This window comes from Micromonospora sp. NBRC 101691 (genome assembly GCF_030269285.1).
Classification (GTDB): Bacteria; Actinomycetota; Actinomycetes; order Mycobacteriales; family Micromonosporaceae; genus Micromonospora; species Micromonospora echinospora.
In genome coordinates this window covers 133,118-146,531 of record NZ_BSTB01000018.1, presented here as the reverse complement: position 1 = coordinate 146,531, position 13,414 = coordinate 133,118, and the positions used below count along the sequence as shown (strand labels likewise).

The following is a 13,414-nucleotide window of genomic DNA, read 5'->3' as shown; positions in this document are numbered from 1 at the left end:
TGTCGGTGTGCCGCCCACGGTCACACGGGTCCGGCGAGCGGGTCGAGGGACGGAAGAAGCCAATTATTGAAAAGTCCGAACGCCCTTTTGCCAAGTTGCGAAGGCTCCTCTTTACAGCAGTGTTAATGTCGACGGACCAGGCGCGACGTAGGGGGAGGTGAGGGCGATCACCAAGACCTTCGGCGGCGCCCGGCTGCGGCGGATGCGCCAGGACCGCGCACTGAGTCAGGCGGATCTCGCCCGGCTGCTGAACATCTCGCCGAGCTACCTCAACCAGATCGAGCACGACTCCCGGCCGCTGACCGTCCCGGTGCTGATGCGCATCACCGAGGTCTTCGGCGTCGATCCGACCGTCTTCGCCCCGCACGACACGCCCCGGCTGGTCGCCGGGCTGCGGGAGGCGCTGGGCGACCGCGTCGGTATCGCCGACCTCACCGAGCTGGCCAACCGGCTGCCCGAGGCGGCCGAGGCGGTGCTCGAACTGCACCGCCGCCACCAGCAACTCGACGAGCAGCTCGCCGAGCTGGTCGGCGACCGGGACCTGGTCGGCCGCAGCCCGCACGACCAGGTCACCGAGTTCTTCTACCGACGGCAGAACTACGTACCCGACCTGGACGAGGCGGCGGAGCAGCTGGCCGCGCGGATCGGGCTGCGCCGGGGCGAGGTCCGCGCCGTCCTGCGGGACCGGCTGGCGCAGCGGCACGGGATCCGGATCTCCCGCGAGGAGGCCGGCCAACTCGGCGGTGAACTGCACCGCTACCGACCGCAGACCCAGACCCTGCACCTGTCCACGTCGCTGCGCGGCGGGCAGGAGGCCATGCGGATGGCCGCGCAGATCGCGCTGCTGGAGTACGCCGACGTGATCGACGAGATCGTCGAGGAGGAGCGGTTCGAGGACACCCAGACCCAGATCCTCACCCGGGTCGGCCTGGCGAACTACTTCGCCGCGGCGCTGATCCTGCCGTACGGCCAGTTCCTGGCCGCCGCCGAACGCCGCCGGTACGACATCGACCTGCTCACCGAGCACTTCGCGATGGGGTGGGAGACGGTCTGCCACCGGCTGAGCACGTTGCAGCGGCCCCGGGCCCGGGGCGTGCCGTTCTCGTTCGTCCGGGTCGACCGGGCCGGCAACATGTCGAAACGGCAGTCCGCCACCGGCTTCCCGTTCTCCCGCACCGGCGGCACCTGTCCGCTGTGGAACGTCTACGAGGCGTTCAGCTCACCGGGCCGGGTGGTCACCCAGGTCGCCGCCATGCCGGACGGGCAGCGCTACCTGTGGATCGCCCGCACGATCACCCGTCACCACGGCGGCTACGGCCAACCCGGCAAGGTCTACGCGATCGGGTTGGGGTGCGAGATCCGGCATGCCGGCCGGCTGGTCTACTCGGCCGGGATGGACCTGCACGCCGCCGAGGCCGCGACACCGATCGGGCCGGGCTGCAAGACCTGCGAGCGGATGAGCTGCCCCCAGCGGGCCGCGCCGCCGATCAGCCGGCGGCTCGACCTGGACGAGAACCGCAGCACCTTCATCCCGTATCCGCTGCGGGACTGAGCGGGCGGCGACCAGGCGGGCGGGGGTCGTGCGCCGGCCCCCGCCCGCCGTCGGCCCGTCAGGCGGTGTAGAGGATCTTCACCCCGCCCAGCGTCAGCGCCGAGACCGTCGTGCCGCGTACGCCGGAGTTGAGGTTGCGCCAGCCGTTGTCGCTGGCCGCCTCGTGCACCGAACCACCGACCACGGTGTAGACGTGCTTCACACCGTTCACGTTGATCGCCGCCAACGCCGAACCACTCACCCCGGAAATCCCCGAGTTCAGATTCCGCCAGCCGTTGGCACTGTGGGCCTCGTGCACCCAACCACCGACCACCGTGTACACGTACTTCACACCGTTCACGACGATCGCCGCCAACGCCGAGTTGCTCACCCCGGAAATCCCCGAGTTCAGATTCCGCCAGCCGTTCGCACTGTGGGCCTCATGCACCACACCACCAACCACCGTGTACACGTACTTCACACCGTTCACGACGATCGCCGCCAACGCCGAGTTGCTCACCCCGGAAATGCCGGAATTCAGATTCCGCCAGCCATTCGCGCTCGACGCCTCGTGCACCACACCACCGACCACCGTGTACACGTACTTCACACCGTTCACCACGATCGCCGCCAACGCCGAGTTGCTCACCCCGGAGATGCCGGTCCAGAGATTGCGCCAACCGGTGTTGCTGGCCGCCTCGTACACCCGGCCGTCCCGCACCGTGTAGACGATCTTCACGCCGTCGAGTTCGATCGCGGCGGTGGCCGAGCCGACGACCGGCCCGACCGCGCCGCTCACCGGCAGCGCCCGCCAGCCGGCGTTGCTGGCCGCCTCCCACACCTGCCGGGCCGCCGAACCACAGTTGTTGCTGACCACGCTGCGGGGAGCCGAGACGGGCCCGGAGACGTAGAGCGGTCCGGTGTGCGGGCTCCCGTCCGAGGTGATGCCGGAGGGGACTCCGTTGAACCACGCCTCGGTCTTGACCCCGTCCCGGGTCTGCTCGTAGTGCAGGTGCGGGCCGGTGGAGTTGCCGGTGCTGCCGACCCGGCCGATCTGCTGGCCGGTGGCGACCCACTGGCCGGCCCGCACCGGCGGCGTCTCGATCATGTGCATGTAGGCCGTCCGCCAACCGGCCCCGTGGTCGAGGACGACGTACCAGCCCCCGCCGTTGCCCCAGCCGGCGAAGGCCACCGTGCCGCTGTACGAGGCGAGGATCGGTCGACCGCTGCTGGCGCCACCGTTCCAGGTCATGTCGATGTCGTAGTCGTCGTGGCCGTAGTAGGTGGCCAACCGCCACGACTCCCCGCAGGGGAACGGCAGTTGGAAGTCCGGCCGTGGGCCCGCCGCCTGGGCCGGCGTGCCGAACGCGGCCGGGCCGACCGCGGGCACCACCGGCACCGCCACGACGGCGAGCGCCAGGCCCGCCACCGCGAGGACACGGGCAACGATGCTCCTCATGGAGCTCCCTTCCGGGCTGGTCAGAGAGATCGAGACAGATGCCGACCATACCGCCGGACGATCATCGTGGATATCGACGACCTTCCCGGTGGCCCGGTCGATCCGACCGTTGACCATGGCGCATCCACTGCTGTACATATGGATCGACCTTGGTGCCGTCTCGCCGCAGGGTCCCCGATGGACACCCGTGACCCGACGACGGGGAGGTATGGCAGTCGATGTCGACGGATGACGCACAGCCGGAACGGGACGACGACGGACGCCCACCGACCGTGGGCCGCCGCGAGCTGCTGCTCGGGACGGCGGCGGTGGCCGGCGGCGCCGCGTTCGGCCTGCTCCCGGCGGCCCCCGCGCTGGCTGCGCCGGTGATCTACAACCCGTTCGGCGGCTACCCGATCACCGACGACTGGCAGGAGCACCTCGCCCGTGGCTCGGCCGGCGGGATCGACTTCGCGATGCCGGTCGGCACGAACCTGCCGGCCTGCGGAGCCGGGACGATCTCGAACATCCCGAACAACGGCACGGGCGGCCACACCGTCACGATCCACCACGCCGACGGATACCGCAGCCAGTATCTGCACCTGTCCCAGTTCCTGCTGGCCAACGGTGCCTCGGTGACGTCGGGGACCATCGTCGGCCGGTCCGGCGGCGCGGCCGGCGCTCCCGGCTCCGGCTCCTCCACCGGTCCACACCTGCACTGGCACATGATCGATCCGGCGGGTCGCCGGATCAACCCGCTGACCTACGTCAACCCGACGGACCCGCCGCCGTTCAACCCCTGGAAGGACACCATGAGGTTGATCCAGTCCACCAACCGGGGCATCGCCCTGGTCGGCCCCGGCTACTTCCGGCAGCTGCGCACCGACGAGGAGGTGCACGCCGCGGTGGCGCTGGTGGGCAACCCCCTGGTCGGCAACGACCGGCAGTTCGACCTGTGGCGCAGCATCGCCTACGACGGTCAGGTCAAGGCCCCGTCCTGAGCCCGGCACCGCCGGCGCCGACGCCCGGCCCCGGCGTGCCGCCGAGCACGCCGAGCCGGCCGGAGAAGTCGCCGATTACCTGCTCGTCTCAGGTGACGTGCGGCGCGGGCGGCATGGCATGATCGGGCACGTGCCGCAGATCATCGACTCGTCCCGCACGGAGCGCCGTGCCCACGAGGCGCTCCTGCTGCCCGTCTGATGGGCTCCCCCGGCGGTGGCCCACCGCCCGACACCGCCGGGGAGGCGACGCCACACCACCCGGCCCCGCCGGTCCGGCCCGACCCTCCGGCCGCCGAGCCGAACCGGTTCGGCCTGCTGCTGCGCCGACACCGCACCGACACCGGCCTGACCATCGAGGAGTTGGCCGCCGCGTCGCGGATCAGCGTCCGGGCGATCAGCGACATGGAACGTGGGCGCAGCCGGGTGCCGCAGCGCCGTACCGTCGAGGCGCTCGTCCGGGCGCTGGACCTGCCGGACGGCGCGGCCACCGCGCTGCGGGAGACGGCCCGTGCCGGCCGGCGCGTCACCCGGACGGCCCCGACGATGGCCCCGCCCCGGAGCGTCGCCGACTTCACCGGCCGGCACGACGAACTGCGCTGGTTGGGTGATCTCGTCGCCCGCAGCGCCGAACCGCCCGACCGGCCGGGCACTCCGGTGGTGGCGGTCGTGTCCGGGCCACCCGGTCTGGGCAAGACGGCGCTCATGGTGCAGGCCGCGGCCCGGTACGCCGAGTCGTTCCCCGACGGTGTGCTCTTCGTCGACCTGCGCGGCCTCGACGCCGACCCGCCCCGCCCGGACGACCTGCTGCTCCGGCTGCTGACCACGCTCGGCGTGGAGGAGGCCGGGGTGCCGGGCGACGAACACGCGCGCAGCGCCCGGTACCGGGCGCTGCTGCGGGACCGGCGCATCCTGCTGCTGCTCGACAACGCCGCCGACGAGGCACAGGTCCGCCCGCTGCTGCCGGGCGCCGGCGGCACGATGACGATCGTCACCAGCCGGCGGGCCCTGGCCGGCCTGGAGGCGGTCGAGCGGCTCACCCTGCCCACCCTCACCGGGGGTGAGGCGGTCGCCCTGCTGCACCGGATCATCGGGCCGGACCGCGCCGCCGCCGAGCCGGACGCCACGCTGCTCGGCCTCGTACGGGCCTGCGGTCATCTGCCGCTGGCGCTGCGGATCGCCGGCAACCGCCTGCTCAGCCGTCCGGACTGGAGCGTGGCGTACCTGTTGCGCCGGCTGGCCGACCAGGACGACCGACTCGACCTGCTGGTCGCCGGGGACCTCCAGATCGCGGCCCCGTTCATGCTCTCCTACCGGCAGTTGTCCGTCGCCGCCGCCCGGACGTTCCGGCGGTTGTCCCTGGTCCCCGGCCCGGACGCCGGCCTGGACCTGGCCGCGCAGGCGGCCGGCCTGGGCGTCCGGGAGACCGAGACGGCCCTGGAGGAACTGGCCGAACTCGGGCTGCTCCAGCCGGCCACCGACGGCCGCTACCGGTTCCACGACCTGATGCGGCTCTTCGCCCGGGCCCGGCTGGCCGCCGAGGAGAGCGCGCAGGCACGACGGGACAGCGAGGACCGCGTGGTCACCTGGCTGCTCGACACCGCGGTGGCCGCCGGGCGGTGGTTCGAGCCGGGCCACTCCGGCGGGACCGGTCACGGCCCCGCCTCGGCCGAGGAGGCCGGCCGCTGGATCGAACAGGAGAGCCGGAACTGGCTCGGCGCGCTGCGGACGGCCTTCGCGGCGGGTCGGCACGCCGAGGTGACGGCCGTCGCCGACGCCATGCACTGGTTCTCCGACCGGTGGACGCACTGGCGCAACTGGCTGGAGGTGTACCAGATGTCGGCGGCCTCGGCCGAGGCGCTCGGCGACCCTCGCGGCCAGGCCGTCCACCTGAACTACGTGTCGTGGGCGTACAGCACCTGCGCGATGCGTCCCGACCTGGCCGAGGCGCCGGCGCGGGAGGCGCTGCGCCTGGCCACCGCCGTGGCCGACCTCGACCAGCAGGGCTGGGCGTGGACCTACCTCGGCACTGCGGCCAGACGTCGGGGCGACGCCACCGAGGCGCAGGCGGCGGCCGGGCGGGCGCTGCCGTTCCTGGACGCCGCCGGCGACCGGGACGGGTACGCGCAGGCGCTGTCGCTGCTGGCCGGCAGCCTCGCCCAGGCCGGCCGGCACCGGGAGGCCATCACGCACTACCGGCGGCTGGAGGCGCTGCTGACCGATCCGGACCGGGCGCCGTCCCCGCAGGTCGGTGACCTGACCGCCGGCCACCTGCACCTGAACGTCGGGCTGAGCCTGCTGGCGCTGCGCCGCTGGGCCGCCGCCGCGACCAGTCTCCGGGTGGCGCTGCCGCTGCTGCAACGGGCCGGGGTGCGGCAGAGCGAGGCCCGGTGCCGGTACGGGCTGGGTGGCGCGCTCGCCCGGCTGGGCCGGGTGGACGAGGCGCGCGGCGAGCTGCGGCGCGCCCTCCGCATCGCCCGGCAGGTCGGGTCGACGGACCTGGTGGACCAGGCCCTCGGCCGGCTCGCGGAACTCGGCTCACCGACCGGTCGCCGGGTCTCCTGAGGCACCCGGGGCCGGGCGGTTCGCGCCCGGCCCCGGGTGCCCCACACCGGTCACCTGACCTGGTAGGCCCGGTAGACGGTGGTGGTGACGGTGTTCCCCGCGCTGTCGACGGCGGTGGCGCGCAGCGACACGAACCCGGAGCTGTCCCCCGGATGCCGCACGGTGGCGGAGTACGTCCCGTGCTTCTCCGTCGTCCGCGCCGCCGTCCAGGTGCGGCCGTCGTCGAACGACACCGACACCGTCGCCGAGGTCACCCGCCCCGCGGTCGCCTGCTGGGCGAACGTCAGCGGGATGGTCAGCCGGCTGCCCGCCCGGACGCTGTTGTCCAGCGCCAGCGCCGGCTGGAACCCGATCGACGTGAGCGGCAGCGCGCCCTGCTGCGCGGCGGAGGTGGTGAAGGTCCACTCCGTCTCCAGCCGCCGGGACAGCCGGTACGGCTCGGGCAGGTCGAACGCGTACCGCATGCGGTAGGTGGTCGGTTCCGGGGCCACCTGCCACGAGCCGTACAGGTAGGTGTGCTCGCCGACCAGCCGGTCGCCCTGGTGCAGGGTGAACCGGTGGTTGGTCATCGAGTACGGCAGACCCACGTGGCCGGCGCCGTCGGTGTAGCCGGTGAGCGCGGCCTGGATCGTGTCGCCCTGCCGCGCGACCGCCGGCGAGCTGCCGTTCTGCGGGGTCAGGGTGGTGTTGAGCGCCGTGCCGTTCCAGCGTTCGACGTAGCGGCGGCCGGGCCGGTAGGTGACCGGCTCGGTGGTCGCCAGGTTGAGGATCAACAGGCCGCCGTCGACGGTCTCCTCCTGGACGTCGGTCAGCCAGGCCACGTCACCGTTGTAGTACTCGGTGCGGCGTCCCGGCGTCGCCACCGCCGGCAGTTGACTGGTCAGCATGAGCCCGGCACTGGAGTCCGGATCGGGGCTGCCGTTGACGCGCCACGCCGCCACGCCGGTCGCGTTCTGCGCGTACTCGGCCTGCACGGTGGCCAGGTCCTTCCGCGAGACGTGCTTCACCAGGCCGGTGACGAAGGATCCCCGGATGCGCCAGCCCAGCTGGTAGACGTCGGGGGCACTGTCCCGGCGGGCGGGGCCCTGGAAGACCGCGTGCACCTGGGTGGTCACGCCGGGCAGGTCGGTGGGGCCGACGTCGGCGGTGCGGATCTTGTCCAGCTCGCCGGTGACACCGGCGTACGTGACCAGCCGGTCGCCGCCGCGCAGCACCATGACCGACGCGTCCTGCGCCCGCGCCCGGCGGTCCGGGACGGTGATGTCGAGCGGTCGCGCCTTCCGCGCGTCGAGCACCACCTTCCGGTCGGTGTCGGCGACGAGACGGTTGTCGGTCAGCAGGGAGACCGTGCCGTCGGCCTCCTCGATGTACGCGGACAGCCGCCAGGAGCTGTTCAGCGGCACCCGCAGCGACGCGCTCGACGTGTAGAACGTGTGGCTGGCGTAGTTCTGCGGGTCGGGGTTGACCAGCTCGACCAGCACCGTGGCGGGGGCGCCGCCGTCCCGGCCGATGGTGTCGATGGTGAGACCCGCCGCCGGTTCCTCGTGGTAGACGCTGAACGGCGTCCGGAGGGTGACGTCACCGGCGGTGGCCACCAGTCGCCCGCTGTAGAGGCCGTACGAGGTGCTCGCCCGCTCGTCCACGACGACCTGGACGGTCGCGGTGCCGCGGGCCGGCACGGTCAGGGTGTTCGCGCTCAGCGTCAGCAGGCCCTGCGGCGCGGTGCCGTCGAGGGCCAGGTCGAACGTCACCGGCCGGTCGCCCCGGTTGTGGTAGGTCATGGTGCGCGCGGTGGGGGCCTCGGTGTGCGGCCATTCGAGCACCCCGAGGCTGAGCGACGCCGGGCTGACGGTGACCGGCTGGCGCAGCGCCTTGGCCACGTCGACGGTTCCGGTTCCCTGCGCGAAGACGTCGTACGCCGGGTTCGGCGCCGCCGAGGCCATCAGCGCCTCCTTGAGCTGCGTGGCCTTCCAGTCCGGGTGGGCCTGGGTCAGCAGGGCGGCGGCGCCGGCCACGTGCGGGGCGGCCATGGAGGTGCCGGTGGCGGCGAAGTACGGCCCGGTCGGCAGGTGGCCGAGGGCGCTCGGCGAACGTGCGGCGGTGATCTCGGTGCCCGGCCCGGCGATGTCCGGCTTGATGCCGTAGTCGCCGATCCGGGGTCCGCGCAGCGACGACCAGTTCAGCTCCCCGGCCCGGTCGACGTTCGCCACCGACAGCGCCGCGTCCGCCGTGGACGGCGAACCGACCCGGAACTGCCAGCCGTTGTAGTTGCCGGCCGCGACGACGAAGAGGGTGCCGTACTCGGCGGTGAGGTCGTTGACCGCCTGCTCCAGCGGGTCGACGCCGATGGCGTCCTGGCCGCCCAGGCTCATGTTGACGATGGTCGCGCCGGACTCGGCCGCCCACTGCATGGCGGCGAGGATCGCCGAGTCGGAGCAGTTGCCCCGGCCCTCGACGTTCCAGCACACCTTGCCGTCGAGCAGGGTCGCGCCGGGAGCCACCCCCTTGTGCCTGCCACCGGACGCGGCACCGCTGCCGGCGATCGTCGACGACACGTGGGTGCCGTGCCCGTTGAGGTCCAGGGCGGTCTCGATCTCGGGGACGAAGTTGCGCCGCGCCACCACCTTCCCGGCGAGGTCGGGGTGACTGTCGTCGATGCCGCTGTCGAGCACCGCGACCTTCACCCCGGTGCCGTCGTACCCGGCCGCCCAGGCCGCCGGAGCGCCGGTCATCGGCACGCTGGTCTCCAGCTTGGACTCGCGGACGCCGTCGGCCCAGACCTTGCCGCGGGTCAGCGACGTGCGGGTGGTCTGCCAGGTCTCCGCCAGGTCGGCCAGCGGCACCCGGGTGGCGAACCCGTCGACCGCCTCCAGTTCCGGTCCGGTGTCCAGGCCGCGCACGGCGGTCGCGTCGGAGACCACCAGGGGCAGGTACGACAGCTCGTCGAAGCCGAACTCGAGCAGGGCGGTGACGTTGAACAGCCGCTCGTCGAGCCGGTCGGCCTTCAGCAGGGGGATCGCGTCGGACGGGATGACGTAGTCGGCCCGGTCCCGCTGGAGGCGGACGAAGTGGACACCGTCGCGGGGGGCGACGGTCACCTCCCGGCCGCGTACGGTGACCCGGTCACCGGTGAACAGGGTGAGCCTCCGGGCGGGCTCCGCCTCACCGACGGTGGGAGCCGACGGGGCCGGCGTGGGTTGGGCGGTGGCGGGGGTGACTCCGACCAGCAGAGTCGCCAGCGTGGCGCCGAGCGCGCCGTACGCCAGAAGACGGCGTTGTCGCATGAGGGGGTCGTCTCCACTTCGGATGGGTCGATCGGCGTCACTGCGCGATCGGGGTACGGGTGATCGGAATCAGGTCACCCGCACGTTTCGTAGCGGCGGCGAGAGGGTGCCGCAATGGTTTCGCGGGCCGGGGCGATCATCGGGAGCGACGACGTCTCCGCAGCTCAGCGCCATCATCCCGGGAGCTGCTTGTGACGTTCACCATGCCCGGGAGCGCGTCTTCCGCACGAGGTTCTGCCGGTCGTTCTGCCGGACCGGCCGTTCAGGAACGCCGAGGCCCGCAGCCCGCGACGTCGCATGTGAACGCGTTTCGTCAGCTGCCGGGCGGGGTGGGGGTGGTGACCAGCGGCAGGAACAGGGACCGGTACGCCGTCTCCCACGCCGGGTCGGGCGGGGTGGCGGGCCGGGGCGGTGGTGGGGCGGGGGTGCGGTCCTCGACGCCGATCGCCCGGCCGGCGAGTTGCGCGGCGCCGAGCACGGCGGACCGGTGCTCGGGCAGCACCACGACGGGCACCGGCATGACCGCGGCCTTGATCCGCATCCAGGCGGGGTTGGCGGTGGGACCGCCGAAGACCGCCACCGTCTCGGGCCGCTGGCCGCTGATCGTGGCCTGGCTCTCCAGCATCCAGCGCACCTGCATGCAGAGCCCTTCGAGGACCGCGCGGCCGACGTCGGCGAGGCGGTGCTCCGGCCGGACGCCGTGGAACGACAGGGTGCGGTGCGGGTCCGGCTGTGGGCTGGCCCGCCCGTGCAGGTACGGCTGCACGACGATGCCGGTGGGTCCGGGGTCGGTGGTGGCGCCGAGAAGGTCGGTGAACCAGCGGTACCGGTCCGGGCAGCCGGGCGGCGCGAAGCGCTCCAGCCACCAGTCGACGAGGCCGCCGCTGCTGGACAGACCGCTGACGAGGCAGTACGACCGGCCGTCGAGAAAGGGGCCGACCGAGATTCCGGTGGGTTCGGCGGGCATCGCCGGCACCGCCGCGACCGGGGTGAGCACCGCCTCGGCGGTGCCCATCGAGTCCGCTGTCCGGCCCGGCCCCCGGACCCCGGCGGCCCAGGCGGCGGCGAGGTGGTCGTGGCCGGCGAGGACGACCGGGGTGCCGGCCGGCAGACCGGTGCGGGTCGCCGTCGCGCGCGTGACCCGCCCGGCGACCCGGTCGGTGGCGACCACCGGAGGCAGTTGGTCGGGCCGCAGTCCGGCCAGGTCGAGCAGGTCCGGCGCGTACGCCATGGCGCGGATGTCGAAGGCGCCGGTGCGGCCGGCCAGGGTGGGGCTGGTGGCGAGGGTGCCGGTGAGGGCGGCCAGCACCAGGTCCGCGCTGCTCGCCCAGCGCGCCATCCGCCGGGTCCGCTCCGGCTCGTGGTGGCGTAGCCAGATCCAGCGGGCCAGCGGCAGCTTCGCGCTCGGGTGCAGGCCGGTCGCGGCGAAGAACGACGCCCGGCCGACCGTCTCGCCGATCTGGTCGGCCTCCCGGTGGGCGCGGCGGTCCCGCCAGTGCAGCAGGTCGCCGACCGGGTCGCCGTCGGCGTCCAGCGGCACGCCGGTCTCCGCCATGCTCGACAATCCGACGGCCAGCGGCGGCGCCGGCGCGGCCGAGACGCACTCGGCGAGCAGCCGCAGCGCGGTGTCCCGCAGCCCGTCGGCGTCGGACGGGGTGGCCGCCTGACGCTGCGCCACGGGGGTGCCGTCCGGCCGGTAGATCCCGGCCTTGGTGTGCGTGGTGCCGATGTCCACTCCGGCCAGCAGTGTCGGCCCGTCCGCTCCCCCTGCCATCGGTGTCACTCTGCGGGTGTGCGCGAAGGTTGTCAATCGTCCTGGCCGGGGCGGGCGGACGGTGGGCGGCGGCCCTGGAGACCGCCGCCCACCCGGCTCAGACCCGGCTGATCCGGACCGCGTCGGCGACGACGTAGCCGGTGCCGCTGGTCCACCGGCTCACGCCCACCTTGTCGCCGTCGCCCCCGGCCAGCGTGAACACGCCGAGCGAGACCCACCGGCCGCCGTTGACCCGTTGGTCGACCCGGACGGTCTGGTTGCCGGTGGTGGTGGACACGACGTACGGGGTCGACCCGTTGTAGCCGGCTGCGGCGGGGTACCAGACCGAGACCTCGTAGGCGCCGGTCGCCGGCAGGTTCGCCTTGTACCAGGCGACGTCGCTCGCGGCGACCGGGTCGGCGAAGCGGTAGTCGGGGCCGGTCCGCTGGCTGGAGTAGCTGGAGGTTCCCCAGTTCGCGCTCGCCGTGAACCGTCCCGGGGTGGTGTTGTCGACCGTGACGGTGAAGTCCTGCGGCGGCTGCGGGACGGTGGTCGAGACGTCGAGGTAGTCCCGGTCGATGTAGATCCGCACGCCGCCCCAGGTCTCGTAGGTGTCCCCGGTGTACTGGTGGATGCGCTGGCGGCCGGCGTAGTAGCCGTCCGGGCAGTAGTCACCGGCGTCGGTGTCCGCCACCCCGTTCCACCAGGCGAAGAAGAGGTGGTCGACGCGGGTGTACCGGGAGTCGTGGTACGCGCCGCACAGGTCCCGGACGCCGGAGGAGCCACTGGAGTACATGCCCGAGAGGTAGCCGAGCGCGTGCAGCCGCTCGGTCCAGCCGGACAGGTACGAGAGCACCGCCGCCCTGCAGGATTCCGTCGACGGATAGTGCTCGATGTCGTTGTAGATCACGCTGCCGGCGAGGATGCCCAGCGACTTGGCCGCGTTCACCGCGCTGGTCGCCCGGGTCGCCCCCTGGGACCGGGCGGTGGCCGGGTCGTAGGACATCTTCGGCGTACGGGTGCCGCACGGCGCCTGGTTGTCGAGCTCGATCGGGATCAGGTGCCAGCCCCGGTTGATCTGGTTGGTCACCCAGGTCGAGGTCAGGTTGGCCTGGGTGCAGGACCGGCTGGCGCCGCTGATGTAGATGCCGACCGCACGGTACGGCGAGCTGGCCCGCCAGGCGTCCATCGTCGACTGGGACGGGGCGGTGCACGTGTCGAAGCCCTTGCCGGTGTACGTGCCGGGCTGGGGCGGGAGCGCGGCCGGCGTCACCGTGCCGGCTGCGCGGGCGACGCGGACGCCGTCCGGGGAGAACGGGACGGCGCCCCGGCCGAGGCGGGCGGAGGCCAGGATCCGCCGGACCGTCGACTCGGTGTCCGGCGTGTGCTCGGCCGTGACGAGCACGCCCGCGTCGCGGACCGCCACCTGGATCGAGCCGTCGCGGGAGGGCGCCGTGTCGGCGGTCGCCCGGCCCCGCTCGGTGACCGTGGTGTCGGTGGTGATCCGGGCGGCGGTGACCGCGTCGACCGGCTCGATGACCAGTCCCGCCGTCCGCCCGACCAGGCCCGGCGGGCACCAGGGTTCGTCCCCGGGACGGCCCAGGTAGACCGTTGGCCGGTCGAACCGGACACAGGCGTGCGGGTCCTCGGCCAGGTCGACGACCCGCCAGTCGGCGGGCACCGTCACCCGGTAGCCGTGGTAGCTGACGGTCCGGTCGTCCGGGGACGCCGCCCAGGTCGGGGTCACCGCCCCCGCCGAGCCGACGACGAGCGCCGCGAGGCCCGCCATGATCGTTCTCAACCTCATCGGAGCCTCACTCAAAGAAAGTTTGCGGAGCGGAGAGC

Annotated in this window: 7 protein-coding genes; 3 read left to right on the top strand and 4 right to left on the bottom strand. The window is 73.2% G+C overall.

All coding sequences use genetic code 11. The features are described from left to right. The first annotated feature begins 157 nt into the window (after positions 1 to 157). Positions 158 to 1,552 carry a short-chain fatty acyl-CoA regulator family protein gene (locus QSK20_RS24455; RefSeq protein ID WP_285790951.1) on the top strand — a complete coding sequence of 465 codons (1,395 nt, stop codon included), beginning with the start codon at positions 158 to 160 and terminating at the stop codon, positions 1,550 to 1,552. A 58-nt stretch (positions 1,553 to 1,610) separates the two neighbouring features. Here the strand turns inward: QSK20_RS24455 and QSK20_RS24450 are convergent, their stop codons facing one another. Next, positions 1,611 to 2,990, bottom strand: coding sequence for a M23 family metallopeptidase (locus tag QSK20_RS24450; protein WP_285790950.1), 1,380 nt, complete (start codon positions 2,988 to 2,990; stop codon positions 1,611 to 1,613). A 218-nt stretch (positions 2,991 to 3,208) separates the two neighbouring features. On the opposite strand from QSK20_RS24450, the gene QSK20_RS24445 reads away from it, so the two are divergent. Beyond that, positions 3,209 to 3,970: a M23 family metallopeptidase gene (locus QSK20_RS24445; RefSeq protein WP_285790949.1), complete on the top strand. Its 762-nt coding sequence runs from the start codon at positions 3,209 to 3,211 to the stop codon at positions 3,968 to 3,970. A gap of 198 nt (positions 3,971 to 4,168) precedes the next feature. After that, positions 4,169 to 6,532 (top strand): tetratricopeptide repeat protein, encoded by a 2,364-nt coding sequence (locus tag QSK20_RS24440; RefSeq protein WP_285790948.1) that lies wholly within the window; start codon positions 4,169 to 4,171, stop codon positions 6,530 to 6,532. Between the two features lie 50 nt (positions 6,533 to 6,582). Here QSK20_RS24440 and QSK20_RS24435 read toward each other — a convergent pair whose 3' ends face one another. The 3 genes from QSK20_RS24435 to QSK20_RS24425 form a co-directional block, all read right to left on the bottom strand. Beyond that, positions 6,583 to 9,816: a S8 family serine peptidase gene (locus QSK20_RS24435; RefSeq protein WP_285790947.1), complete on the bottom strand. Its 3,234-nt coding sequence runs from the start codon at positions 9,814 to 9,816 to the stop codon at positions 6,583 to 6,585. A gap of 313 nt (positions 9,817 to 10,129) precedes the next feature. Further along, positions 10,130 to 11,590: an FGGY-family carbohydrate kinase gene (locus QSK20_RS24430; RefSeq protein WP_285790946.1), complete on the bottom strand. Its 1,461-nt coding sequence runs from the start codon at positions 11,588 to 11,590 to the stop codon at positions 10,130 to 10,132. A gap of 97 nt (positions 11,591 to 11,687) precedes the next feature. Next, positions 11,688 to 13,376, bottom strand: a complete 1,689-nt coding sequence (locus tag QSK20_RS24425) for a glycoside hydrolase domain-containing protein (RefSeq protein WP_502889001.1) — start codon at positions 13,374 to 13,376, stop codon at positions 11,688 to 11,690. Positions 13,377 to 13,414 lie beyond the last annotated feature (38 nt).

Bases quoted from the DNA above. Each gene is read 5' to 3' on its own strand.
- QSK20_RS24425 (WP_502889001.1), bottom strand. From the start codon at position 13,376: ATGAGGTTGAGAACGATCATGGCGGGCCTCGCGGCGCTCGTCGTCGGC.
- QSK20_RS24440 (WP_285790948.1), top strand. From the start codon at position 4,169: ATGGGCTCCCCCGGCGGTGGCCCACCGCCCGACACCGCCGGGGAGGCG.
- QSK20_RS24430 (WP_285790946.1), bottom strand. From the start codon at position 11,590: ATGGCAGGGGGAGCGGACGGGCCGACACTGCTGGCCGGAGTGGACATC.
- QSK20_RS24445 (WP_285790949.1), top strand. From the start codon at position 3,209: ATGTCGACGGATGACGCACAGCCGGAACGGGACGACGACGGACGCCCA.
- QSK20_RS24450 (WP_285790950.1), bottom strand. From the start codon at position 2,990: ATGAGGAGCATCGTTGCCCGTGTCCTCGCGGTGGCGGGCCTGGCGCTC.
- QSK20_RS24435 (WP_285790947.1), bottom strand. From the start codon at position 9,816: ATGCGACAACGCCGTCTTCTGGCGTACGGCGCGCTCGGCGCCACGCTG.